This window comes from Bacillus paramobilis, assembly GCF_038096195.1.
Lineage (GTDB): Bacteria > Bacillota > Bacilli > Bacillales > Bacillaceae_G > Bacillus_A > Bacillus_A mobilis.
The window spans coordinates 2,824,926-2,837,074 of sequence record NZ_CP151108.1 but is presented as its reverse complement, the minus strand read 5'-3'; the positions used below and the strand labels follow the sequence as shown (position 1 = coordinate 2,837,074).

At 31.6% G+C, this 12,149-nt stretch carries 8 protein-coding genes; 7 read left to right on the top strand and 1 reads right to left on the bottom strand.

Translation table 11 applies throughout. The features are described 5' to 3' along the window. Positions 1-14: 14 nt before the first annotated feature. The 4 genes from AABL52_RS14665 (at position 15) to AABL52_RS14650 (ending at position 4,936) form a co-directional block, all read left to right on the top strand. The gene (locus AABL52_RS14665) at positions 15-650 is read left to right on the top strand and encodes an SDR family oxidoreductase (RefSeq protein WP_341517783.1); all 636 of its coding nucleotides are present in this window, start codon (positions 15-17) and stop codon (positions 648-650) included. A 102-nt stretch (positions 651-752) separates the two neighbouring features. After that, on the top strand, positions 753-1,601 hold the full coding sequence (locus AABL52_RS14660) for a GNAT family N-acetyltransferase (protein WP_341517782.1): 849 nt from the start codon (positions 753-755) through the stop codon (positions 1,599-1,601). Positions 1,602-1,707: 106 nt separating this feature from the next. Continuing rightward, entirely contained in the window at positions 1,708-2,082 is a 375-nt protein-coding gene (locus tag AABL52_RS14655; protein WP_341517781.1) for a hypothetical protein, read from the top strand. A gap of 199 nt (positions 2,083-2,281) precedes the next feature. After that, on the top strand, positions 2,282-4,936 hold the full coding sequence (locus tag AABL52_RS14650; RefSeq protein WP_341517780.1) for a M4 family metallopeptidase: 2,655 nt from the start codon (positions 2,282-2,284) through the stop codon (positions 4,934-4,936). 292 nt (positions 4,937-5,228) lie between these two features. On the opposite strand, the gene AABL52_RS14645 is transcribed toward AABL52_RS14650, so the two are convergent. Then, positions 5,229-6,455: an AraC family transcriptional regulator gene (locus AABL52_RS14645; RefSeq protein WP_341517779.1), complete on the bottom strand. Its 1,227-nt coding sequence runs from the start codon at positions 6,453-6,455 to the stop codon at positions 5,229-5,231. 574 nt (positions 6,456-7,029) lie between these two features. Between AABL52_RS14645 and AABL52_RS14640 the strand changes: the two genes are divergently transcribed. From AABL52_RS14640 to AABL52_RS14630, 3 genes are all read left to right on the top strand, one after another. Beyond that, positions 7,030-8,691, top strand: a complete 1,662-nt coding sequence (locus tag AABL52_RS14640) for a SpaA isopeptide-forming pilin-related protein (RefSeq protein ID WP_341517778.1) — start codon at positions 7,030-7,032, stop codon at positions 8,689-8,691. Positions 8,692-8,783: 92 nt separating this feature from the next. Beyond that, entirely contained in the window at positions 8,784-9,587 is an 804-nt protein-coding gene (locus AABL52_RS14635) for a class C sortase (RefSeq protein WP_341517777.1), read from the top strand. A gap of 153 nt (positions 9,588-9,740) precedes the next feature. After that, positions 9,741-11,975, top strand: a complete 2,235-nt coding sequence (locus AABL52_RS14630) for an MSCRAMM family protein (RefSeq protein ID WP_341517776.1) — start codon at positions 9,741-9,743, stop codon at positions 11,973-11,975. Positions 11,976-12,149: the final 174 nt, after the last annotated feature.

Below are 12,149 nucleotides of genomic sequence, written 5' to 3'. Positions count from 1 at the left end.
AAGAGGGGTTAATATTGGAAAGTACAAATAAAATAGCTATTCTGGGTGCAAACGGAAAAGCCGGGAAATTCCTTGTAAAGCAAGCGTTAGAAAAGGGATATCAAGTAAAAATATTAACAAGAAATTCTAATAATATGACGATAACTAATGAAAATGTAGAGATTATTGATGGGGATGCACGTGATTTTTCTTCAATACGCAAATTACTTAAAGGGTGTCGAGCTGTAATTAATGCGGTAGGTCAACCAAAAAATGAATCTTATATTTTTAGCACAGTATCAAAGCATATTTTAGAAGCAATGAAAGAATTTGAAATAAAACGATATATTTTAATTTCTGGAGGGTCTTTAGATGTTACGGGAGATCAGAAGAGAATTATAAATAAAATAGGAGCTACCTTGTTTAAAGTGTTTTTATCAAAGATGATGCAAGATAAATATAAAGAATTGCAAGCTATTCAAGATAGTGATGTAGATTGGACAATTGTTAGACTACCATTTGTTATGGAAGGGAAGAGCATTGGAAATATAAAAGAGAGTTTAGTAGATATGCCAGGAATCAAGATTCAAAATAGTGATATTGCACCGTTTGTTATAAAACAAATTAATAGTGAGAGATATGTAGGCAAGTGCCCGTTTATTTCAAATTAAATGGCATATTTAAAAGTTAAAGAATGATGGGTAGATTGGCACTAGTACATTTTATGTATTTGAATGCTAAGTTTAACACGAGTAAATGGGGGATAATTTTATATGATTCAATACAAAAGATGCAGTGAAGTAAGTATAGATTTAGTATATGAAGCTTTTAAAGATGGGTTTTCAGATTACATCATAAAAATGGAAGTTTCAAAAGAAGATTTTATAAAAAGGTTTTTTGGGCAAGAAGGGAATTCACTAAAACATTCCTTTCTTGCCTTAGACGGTAACAAATCTGTAGGGGTAATACTGGGTGGGATAAAAGATTATGAAAACATAAAAACAATGCGCTGTGGAACATTAGCGGTTCATCCAAATTACCGCGGTATTGGTGTGAGTCAAAAGTTATTTGAACTGCATAAAGAAGAGGCGCTTCAAAATGATTGTAAGCAACTTTTTCTGGAAGTTATTGTAGGTAATGACCGTGCGATTCATTTTTATACGAAATTAGGCTATGAAAAAGTGTATGATCTATCTTATTATAATTTAAAAGATATGACTAAAATAATAAATAAAGAGTGTAAGGGAATTGAAGTAAAGCAATTAGATTTTCCATCTTTTAAACTTGAAATTCAGAAATGGTTACACTTCCATATAAATTGGCAAAATGATATGGAGTATATCGAAAAAACAAATAATACATTTTACGGCGCATATGTTGATAATGATTTAAAAGGTTCAATATGTATGAATGAACAAGGTAAAATTAGTTTTATTTTCGTAGACAAAGACTATAGAAATCGTAGTATTGGATCAAAATTATTACAAGTAGCAAGAGATGAGTTGAATGTGGCAAGTTTATCAATTGGGTTTCCAAACAACAATTTACTAGAAGGATTTTTAAAGAAAATTGGATTTGAAAAGAATTCTTTAGCACAATATGAAATGTATGTATTACTATAAAAGCGGAAGGATTTATTCTTTCGCTTTTTATTTTTGTACTATATTGATATTTTACTTTGTATAATATTCTTTTTTTTTGTAAAATAGATAGGATGGAGGGGATGAAATGAATAATGTATTAAAGTTTAAGATTTTTGAATTGCATTGTTTCGTTCAAAAGACTTATTCAGATATTAAAATAGCATGTGATATTGCTATTTATCAAGAAAACACTTCTAAATATTTAATTTCATTAGGATTTTTAAATAAATCATATATGACATATATAGAATCAAAAAGATTTTATCGTGAAAATGAAGAACTTGTAAGTGTAGAATTTGATAATTTCTTTGATACATATGATAAATTAGAAGAGGAATTAAAAAAAGTTATTTCAACTGAAGACAAGAATCCGTCATTGCTACATAGCAGATTTGATCAGTTTCAGCAAAAAGTTGAAAATATAAATGACCTAATAAAAGTATTGCAAAACGCTCGTTAAAGAATACTTTTTCTTTTTCATATAGAAAGTATGCATTAAAAACATATTAGGGATATGACATATTGAAGAGGTGACTTTTGTTGATGACAGAAGTCATCTTTTTATAATACAGTTTTTCGTAATGTGATGTACTTTTTCTTTTTGATAGGAATACATTTAAGCAGTTTCATATTTTAATAAATTATATGAGGAAGATAATATGAAAAATAAAAAAGAGATAGCTATGGTTGCCTTAACAACAGGATTAGCCTTAACAACTGTAACACCATATGGAGTAGGTTATGCAGAGGAAAAGAATCAAATGCAAATTGAAATTCAAGAGGAATCGTTCCGTACAGGTGAACTTACACAACCATCACAAAAGACGCCTGAGAACGTAGTGAAAGATGCACTTATGGAAAAGACGGAGCATGCTTTGTCTTCAAAACAAGTGAGTGGAGACGAAGGGGTAGATTACAAGGTTCTTCAAAAACGTGGGGCTTATGATGGGACTACACTTGTTCGTATGCAACAAATATATGAAGGAAAAGAAGTATACGGACACCAATTGACTGCTCATGTAGATAAAAAGGGGATTATTAAAAGTGTTTCAGGAGAAAGTGCACAAAATTTAACACAAGAAGATTTAAAGAATCCCATTAACTTGTCAAAAGAAGAGGCAAAACAATTTATTTATACGAAGTACGGGAACGATATTACATTTATTTCTGAACCAGAAGTTAAGGAAGTTGTTTTTGTTAATGAAAAGAATGGGCAGGCTAGCAATGCATATCAAGTTACATTTACAGCTGTAACACCAAACTATGTATCTGGAACTTATTTAGTGAATGCTAATAATGGAGATATGTTGAAAAATATGGTGCAAGAGTCAGATATAAAAATAAGTGAAGAGTATGTTAAATCTATTGAGGAGAGTAAAAAAAGCAATGTCAAATCATTAACCGGAACAGGTAAAGATGATTTAGGTATAATTCGCACATTTGGTATTTCTGAACAAAGTAATGGGAAATATGCGCTTGCTGATTACACAAGAGGACAAGGAATTGAGACGTACGATGTAAATTATAGAGATATTATTTTTGAAGAAAAAAGTTATCCTGGAATATTAGCAACTAGCACATCAACAACATTTATTGATCCAAAAGCGGTAAGTGCTCATTTCTTAGCAACAAACGTATATGATTTTTATAAAGAAAAATATAAGCGTAATAGTTTTGATAATAAGGGGGAAAAAGTAGTTTCAGTTGTACATGCATGGGATTCTAGAGAAACAGATGATCCTAAAAATTGGGGAAATGCATTTAGTGCTAATATTAATAATGTTAGTATGCTTATATATGGTGATCCAATGGTTAGAGCGTTCGACATAGCAGGTCATGAATTTACACATGCGGTTACATCTAGTGAATCTAACCTTGAATTTTTTGGAGAATCTGGCGCAATTAATGAGGCGTTATCTGATATTATGGGAACGGCTATTGAGAAATATATAAATAATGGGGAGTTTAATTGGACAATAGGAGAACAAAGCGGATCAGTTCTCCGTAATATGAAAAATCCATCTTCAATCAATTTTTTTGATGGAGTACCGTATCCAGATGATTATAGCAAATACAGTGATTTAAACGGAGAAGATAATGAGGGCGTTCATTTCAACTCAAGTATTATTAATAAAGTCGCGTACTTAATTGCACAAGGTGGTACTCATAACGGTGTACCTGTAAATGGTATTGGTGAAGATAAAATGTTTGATATTTTCTATTATGCAAATACAGATGAATTGAACATGACTTCTAATTTCACTGAATTAAGATTAGCGTGTCTTAAAGTTGCAACAAATAAATACGGGGTGAACTCAATTGAGGTTGAAGCGGTTCAAAAAGCATTTGATGCAGCAAAAATTAAAGGAACAGTGAAAGAAAACGAAAAAACTGTAGAAAATGAAGTCCCTGAATTAACTGTACCACTTACAAGTACACTGCATGTAGGTGATACGTTTGACCCGATGAGTAATGTAAAAGCTGTTGATAAAGAAGATGGTGATTTAACAAATAAAGTAAAACATAAAGGCGATGTAGATACTTCTAAACCAGGTACATACAATGTGGAATACTCGGTCGTTGACTCTCAAGAGGGCAATGCAACGGCATCACAGAAGGTAATTGTAGAGGGGAATGAAGAAACATTAGATTTAAACCCTACATTAACAGTGCCTACTGCAACGACAATCCACATAGGAGATTCATTCGATCCAATGGCAAAAGTAGTAGCTATTGATAAAGAAGACGGTGATCTTACTTCTAAAGTAAAAGTTAAAGGCGAAGTAAATATCTCTAAATCCGGTACTTACGTATTAACATACACAGTGACAGATTCTAAAGGACATGAAGTAACTGCGAGACAAACTGTAACGGTCAAAGTTAAAGAAGAAGTTAAAAATGAAATACCAATACTAAAAGTACCTGCTACAACTATAATTACTGAGGGGGACCAATTCAATCCAATGGTAAGTGTATCAGCTACTGATAAAGAGGACGGTGACCTGAATTCTAAAGTAACGTATGAAGGAACTGTAGATACCTCTAAAGCTGGTGCTTTTGAAATAATATATAGTGTCAAAGATTCTGTAAGTAATGAGGTACATACAATAAAAAAAGTATTGGTGAAAGATAAAGACATTAGTAAAGCTAATGGACTTACTAATAACAGTAATTCCGATAAAAAAGAATCTACATATAAAGAACTTCCAAACACGGGTGCCAGTACAACTAACAGTGCAACAATGGGCATATGGATGTTTATTGCAGGTACAGTACTCACTTTAGTTCGTAAATTTAGAAAGATACAAAAATAATAGTAGGAATTATTTCTCACACAATAATTATTAGATGAATTTTTTATTTAATAAGATTTTAGTATTTAAGTGGTGTATTTTGCTTCTATAAAACTTTGCATTTGGACGCTATTTTTCCTAGAGACCTACATTACATATAAAGCACGTTACTATTCTCATTCAAATAAAAGAATAGTAACGTGTTTTTTTGATTTAAAAATAGCCTAAATTCAAAAGGTCATGAATGTGGAAGTAATTTTAATCTGCCATTGATAAGTTACTAAAAACACTTTGTTTTAATGAAAGTTTAACTCTATATGACAACATGAGATTTTCGGTATTTACCAGGTGTTTCGTTAGTGAATTTTTTAAAAATTTTAGTAAAATAGCTTTGATCACTAAAGTTGAGCGAAGCACATATGTCTGATAAGGGATAGGTTGTGAAAGTTAATAATTTTTTTGCTTCTTCGATTCGTTCACGTTGAATGTACTCAATTAATGAGATACCGACTTCTTTTTTGAATAATATAGATAAATAATCTGAATTTACATTTGCAAATTTAGCAAGTTGTTTAACAGATATTTGATTGTAAATGTTTTTAAAAATATAGTTTTTGCAAATAGCGATAGTCTTTGAGTGTTTCTGTACTTTTTGTGCTTTTACACGGTCTGCAAAAGTACAGAAAACATTTCTTAATAAATCCCAAACAGATTCCGTGTCTTTTAAATCCTCTGTCTTTTGGATGTGTAGATCGTAAATCTTGTAAGCAATCCCGGAAGGAAGTCCTCCTTTTATAGCATATCTAGTAGCAAGTGTGATGGATGAAATACAAATGTTTTTATGACGTCTTAATTGATGGAATGAAGATAAGGATGAAAGAGTCTCTTGTTGGAATTCGTAATAATATTTGAGTACGCTTTCTTTATCCCCGTTTTCTATAGCTCCAAGTAGTTGGTTCTCTATATGCAAATTATGACAGATAGATTCGTTTTTTTGCATTGAAATATATACATCCTCGTTTAAGATACAGCTATGACTTACATGAAATGAGTCACTGTTATTTGAAAAGGTACTTACATTTGAATTTTTTTTATAGAGAATGTTATAGAACAATATTGCTATATTTACAAAGAAATTTTGATCTTTGACTGACAATGAAAAATAATGATCTCTTGTTCTTTTATAATTCGAAATAAAATTAAGGTTACTATCCGCTTTACTTGTAGAAAAATTTACATGTGTCAAGGGCCCAATAATAACAGTACCGTTCACCATATAATGGCTCTTTATGTGAATTAAAATGAAGTGCCCTAAATATTGGTGAGTTCTGAAGATAGGTGAATTATTTGAATCATTTTTTTGAAAAAGTACATGTAACTGTTCTATTTTTGATTTATAGAAAGAATGTGAATCATCTTTTGATGTAAACTCTAAAAGAATATTTTTGTTACAATCTAAAAAACAAACTGGAATTTCAAAAGATTGGAAAAACATATTACAAATGTACTCTATCTCAACTAGACTGAGCTTTTTAGTCATATTATTCCTCCTTACAGTTGTGTGTAATAGTTGAATGTTTATATATTCCCTTTTTTCATAAGTAGAAACGGAAAAACTTTATCTATAAAAATTATAAACTTCTAAGAATAATACCATAATTTAACATGGATAGCACATATTATTTGAATATACAGGTAATAGTTTTAGGGAGTAACGTAAAATATGAATTGTCACACTTATTCGTTGTTCATTGCTTATATGTATCAAAAGTGATTAAGATTAGATTTTAAATAGGGATAGGAAGGGAGAGATTAATGAATTGAAGTTAAGTTAAGTAATTAATGGGAATTTGCGATAGAAGTTAATATGTAATGATTTTTGAAGTAGAGATATAAGTGTAATTCAGGGGGAAAATTACATATATCATACGGAGAGACAACGTAATAATAGAAAATAAGAAGAGTGAATAAGTGATTGTAAACAATGGATTGTTGGACGACTATGTTTTAGGTTACTCGTTTAAATCTGGTACTTGGCACACTATTACTTTTAAGAGGGTAATAGTAATAAAGAGATTTTTAAAATGATAGAAGTAGTAAAGGGGATAAGAGGAATGAAAAAAATATTTAGTGTGCTTTTAGTATTTTTCTTAACATTTTCTACATGGTCTAGTGTATTAGTAAAGGCAGTTTCACCATCCAAAGGTACTTTAACGATCCATAAATATGAACAAGAAAAAGATGGCGCACAGGGGATAGAAGGAGATGGCTCTGCAAATCAAGAGGTACCAACAAATGCGAAGCCGTTAAAAGGTGTAACGTTTGAAGTGAAAAGGGTTGCGTCGTTTGAAAAAAATTCAAACGATGGGAAAATCGTGAAAGAAGATGTGAAGCCTATAATGGGAGCAACTCCAACTCAAGTAGTAACAGATGATAACGGACAAGCTGTATTAAAAGATCTTCCGCTAGGACGTTATGAAGTGAAAGAAGTGGCAGGACCTCCGCATGTTAACCTAAATCCAAATACGTATACAGTGGATATTCCATTAACGAATAAAGAGGGTAAGGTGCTAAACTATGATGTTCATATGTATCCGAAAAATGAGATTAAACGTGGTGCAGTTGATTTAGTAAAGAGTGGTGCAAATGAAAAAGCATTAGCAGGTGCAGTATTCTCTTTATTTAAAAAAGATGGTACAGAAGTGAAAAAAGAGTTAGCAACAGATGGTAATGGGCATATTCGCGTGCAAGGATTAGAGTATGGGGAATACTATTTCCAAGAGACAAAAGCGCCGAAAGGGTATGTACTAGATCCGACTAAACACGAGTTTTTTATAAAGACCTCCGGAACTATTAATGAAGATGGAACAATTACTTCTGGTACAGTAGTTAAAGTAGAAGTGCAAAACTATGAAGAACCAAATATTGATAAAAAGATTAACGGAAATTTGGAAGCGTTACCAATTAATCCGTTAACTAATTACAATTATGATATCAAAACATTAATTCCAGAAGACATTAAAGAATACAAAAAATATGTAGTAACAGATACATTAGACAATCGTTTAATGATTCAAGGAAAACCAATCGTGAAAATTGATGGAGCGGAAGTAAATGCAAGCATTGTAGAGGTCGCTGTAGAAGGCCAAAAAGTAACAGCTACAGTAAAAGATTTCACAAAGTTAGATGGTAAAAAAGAATTTCATTTACAAATTAAATCACAAGTAAAAGAAGGAGTACTATCTGGTTCAGAAATTTTAAATACAGCAAAAATTGATTTTATAAATAAAAATGATGTAATTGGAGAAAAGGAATCTAAGCCTGTAGTTGTTGTTCCGACAACTGGAATTATCGAGTTAACAAAAGTTGATGGTGCTGATAAGAAGAAATTAAAAGGTGCGGAGTTTGTACTTAAAGATAAAAATGGAAAAATAGTTGTTGTGGCAGGTAAAGAAGTCACAGGTGTATCAGATGAAAATGGTGTTATTAAATGGACTAACATTCCGTATGGAGACTATCAAATTTTTGAAACGAAAGCACCAACTTATACAAAAGAAGATGGTACAACAGCTTCATATCAATTATTAAAGGATCCTATTGATGTAAAAATTAGCGAAAATAATCAAACGGTTAAATTATCGATTGAAAATAATAAAAGTGGATGGATTCTTCCTGTAACGGGTGGTATCGGAACGACTCTATTTACTGTACTAGGCCTTGCTTTAATGGCTACAGCGGTATTTGTTTTCTTTAGAAAAAAGTTTGCTAATAATTAAGGCTTTAGGACCATGTAACCAAGTGATGTAAAAAGGGGAGAAGCAAAATGCTTCCCTCTTTTCGATATTTTAGTATATACAGAGGTGGAAATATGAAACGAAATCTTGTTTTAGGAGGTATTTTTTTATTTGGATTAGCTATTTTTTTATATCCTACTATTAGTAATTGGTTGGCGACTCGTGCACATTATTCTGAGATTAGCTCCTACGATAAGAAGATTAAAGCACTACAAAAGAAAGAAGTCGAACGTAGGGAGAAAGAAGCAGCCGAATATAATAAACAAGTTAAAACCTCCATGAAAACATTTGCAGATCCATTTTCTGAAGAAAAAAATAATCATCAAGCGTATGCCGATGCGTTAAATTTAGGTGATGTAATGGGGTATATTGAAATATCGAAAATTAATATAAAACTACCAATCTATCAAGGGACCTCTGAGGAAATATTGAGTCGCGGGGTAGGTCATTTAGATTATTCTTCACTTCCAGTAGGTGGAGAAAATACGCACGCTATTTTAACAGGGCATCGTGGTTTACCATCAGCAAAATTATTTACAGATTTAGATAAGTTGAGTGAAGGAGATCTTTTTTATATTCATTCTTTAGACAAAGTTCTTGCTTATAAAGTAGATCAAATTAAAGTGGTGTTACCACACGAAACGGACGATTTAAAAATTGTGGAAAATAAAGATTATATTACATTAATTACATGTACGCCTTATGGAGTAAATACAAATAGATTACTGATTCGAGGTGAGCGTGTGGAGTTTAATGAGAAAGAAAAACAAAAAATGCGTAAAGAGATATTTATGTTTAATAAGTGGACCGTAGTAGTCTTAATCCTATTATTATGTGTGTTTCTAGTCGTAATTTATAAGAAAAAATTAACTCGATAGAATGAATTTATTTATCCTGTATTAATGGGCAGTGGGACCGAAAATCCAGAGATAAGCAAAGAAGGTATATAGAGGGTAAAGTAAATCCTCACTGAAAAAAGTTTCACTTTATTTGACTGTAGAAAAAATACGGTAAAGGTGGGAATAAAGGAATTGAGGTTACGATTAAAGTTGGTAAGTATTCATTTTATGGTTTTGTTAATGTTATGTGTAAGTTTTGTCGTATATGCACCAAAAGAAATATATGGATCCACGACTAACTTAGAAGGTCTAGGGGATATATCGCGTTATAATGCTGTTGTCTTTGGTAACCATAAAGCAGTAGGTGGCGACATTGAAGGAGCAATTGCAGTTCAAGGTGATATGGATGCATCTGGTTATACGATTGTAGGTGCAGCAGCGGGAACATCTAATATAGTTGGGGAGAAATGGGATGATGAAGGATATCCATCCTTGTTATTGTCTGGAAAATTTAAAAAATCAAGAGAGGAATCTTTTATTATTCAAAACGGAATAGTCGTAATGACAAAAGAGAGTGATCCAGATCGTATCATACAATCTTCTTATGATCGTATCGTTTATAAAGAAAAACTAGAAATTGACGCGAAATTTAATGAATTTCACAACATAGTGAACCAAGTCAGTAAAAATGCAGGTCAATATAAAACGAATACCCCAATTCCAAATATGAGTTATGGAATTGGAAAAGATATAAACAATCCTAATATTTATGTTTCATCAGAATTGGTAGGGAAAATCGATTTAGATATAAGAGATGTCTTTTTACCTAATGCGAAAGGAAAAGATTTTATCGTTATGTATTCGGATGCAATAGAGGTTACATTTAAAAATGGTGCTATCTTATATGACACGAACAATATTGGTAGGGCTACAGATATAATTCCTACATCACAACCCTATTCTCCTAATTCACCGTTTACTGAGTTATACGGGAAAGTGATTTGGGTTTTTCCTAATGCAAAAAAGATCACAACAGAGGGATATGGTGTCGTTGGGAGTGTGTTTGCTCCAAATGCTGTATTAGAAACAAAAGGAGGTTCGATTAATGGACAAGCATTTGTCGGTACGGTACAACAAACTGGTGGATTTGAATTTCACAATTTTAAATTTAACTGGCAACATTGGAACAAGCCTAGTACAGGAAAAGTAAAGGTAAAAAAAGTAGATAGTAATAATGATAATAAAGAATTGATGGGGGCAAAGTTTCATATTGAAGATTCAAATAAAAAAGTAGTTGGTGAGTTAGTAACAGATGGACAGGGGGAAGCGATATCGAAGGAGTTACCAATTGGTAACTATACTCTAGTGGAAGTAGAAGCACCTAAAGGTTATGAATTATTAAAAGATAAAATAGCTGTAAAAGTAGAAAAAGATGTAGTAGTAGAAATTAAAATAGGAAATAAGAAATTACCAGATCCAATGGGGAAAATGAAGCTAGTGAAAGTAGATACGGGAGATAAAAATATAAAGTTAGTAGGAGCAAAGTTTCATATTGAAGATTCAAATAAAAAAGTAGTTGGTGAGTTAGTAACAGATGGACAAGGGGAAGCGATATCAAAGGAGTTACCAATTGGTAACTATACTCTAGTGGAAATAGAAGCGCCTAAAGATTATGAATTATTAAAAGATAAAATAGCTGTAAAAGTAGAAAAAGATGTAGTAGTAGAAATTAAAATAGGAAATAAGAAATTACCAGATCCAATGGGGAAAATGAAGCTAGTGAAAGTAGATACGGGAGATAAAAATATAAAGTTAGTAGGAGCAAAGTTTAAAATTGAAGATTCAAAAGGAAAAGTAGTTGGAGATCTAGTAACAAATGAAGAAGGAGAAGCGATATCAAAAGAATTGCCAATAGGTAACTATACTCTAGTGGAAGTAGAAGCACCTAAAGGTTATGAATTATTAAAAGATAAAATAGCTGTAAAAATAGAAAAAGATACAGTAGTAGAAATTAAAATAGGAAATAAGAAATTACCAGATCCGACTGGGCAATTTGAAATTGAGAAAGTTGATGATAAGGATATTAATCTAAAACTAAAAGGTGCTGTATTTCAAGTCTTAGATAAAGAAGGTAAAGAAGTTACTAGATTAACAACGGATGAAAAAGGAAAGGTGATTTCCAACCAATTAGCACTTGGAAAGTATACGATTAAAGAAATAAAAGCGCCAAATGGATATATGTTACTTAGAGATCCAATAGAAATAGAAATTACAGAAGCGGTAAGGATACAGAAACTAACAGTGGAAAATGTGAAAAATAATTGGATAATCCCTAATACTGGTGGCAGCGGAACAACAAGTTTTTACGTGATTGGTTTTATGTTAATGTTTGGTGTGTTATGTTTATGTGTGAAAAATCGTATATAAATAGTATAAAAACCGTTGTATATTATGAACTAATTTTATAAAGTTAGACAAATCGCTGCATTAGATAGTTTTTGGGGTAGGAGTTCGGCTTTGTACTGGACTTATGCTATTAAATTTGTCGAAGAAGGAAGGATAACAGTAAACATAGAATATACTAATAAATTAAAATGTCTA

Coding starts and splice junctions, on each gene's coding strand:
- AABL52_RS14660 (WP_341517782.1), top strand. CDS start 753: ATGATTCAATACAAAAGATGCAGTGAAGTAAGTATAGATTTAGTATAT.
- AABL52_RS14655 (WP_341517781.1), top strand. CDS start 1,708: ATGAATAATGTATTAAAGTTTAAGATTTTTGAATTGCATTGTTTCGTT.
- AABL52_RS14650 (WP_341517780.1), top strand. CDS start 2,282: ATGAAAAATAAAAAAGAGATAGCTATGGTTGCCTTAACAACAGGATTA.
- AABL52_RS14645 (WP_341517779.1), bottom strand. CDS start 6,455: ATGACTAAAAAGCTCAGTCTAGTTGAGATAGAGTACATTTGTAATATG.
- AABL52_RS14640 (WP_341517778.1), top strand. CDS start 7,030: ATGAAAAAAATATTTAGTGTGCTTTTAGTATTTTTCTTAACATTTTCT.
- AABL52_RS14635 (WP_341517777.1), top strand. CDS start 8,784: ATGAAACGAAATCTTGTTTTAGGAGGTATTTTTTTATTTGGATTAGCT.